The following is a 248-nucleotide window of genomic DNA, read 5'->3' as shown; positions in this document are numbered from 1 at the left end:
GCTGGCGGCGGTCACCACAATCCTGGGGATGGCTCCGCTGTTGTGGGATCCATTCTTTGCCTCGATGTCGGTGACCATCATGGGCGGTCTGGCCTTCGCAACTATCCTGACCCTGATCGCCGCGCCGGTCCTCTATTACGTGTTGTTTAGCAAGGAAAGAAAAATGGAGGAAGGCGGGAGTGCTAATCCGGTCGGGGCAAGCGGATGATGCGCGGCCTTGCGGCGAATGGGGCTGCCTTCAGGTCACC

The 248-nt window shown here is 60.1% G+C and carries 1 protein-coding gene; it reads left to right on the top strand.

The features are described from left to right. The coding region (locus MKD49_RS26180; RefSeq protein WP_252697763.1) for a hypothetical protein at nucleotides 1-208 on the top strand (208 nt) is incomplete at its 5' end. Between the last annotated feature and the right edge of the window lie 40 nt (nucleotides 209-248).

The sequence above is a fragment of the Herbaspirillum sp. WGmk3 genome (assembly GCF_023952535.1).
Taxonomy (GTDB): Bacteria; Pseudomonadota; Gammaproteobacteria; order Burkholderiales; family Burkholderiaceae_D; genus Herbaspirillum; species Herbaspirillum huttiense.
The sequence above is the reverse complement of the archived record's forward strand: the minus strand, read 5'-3'. Positions and strand labels throughout refer to the sequence as shown.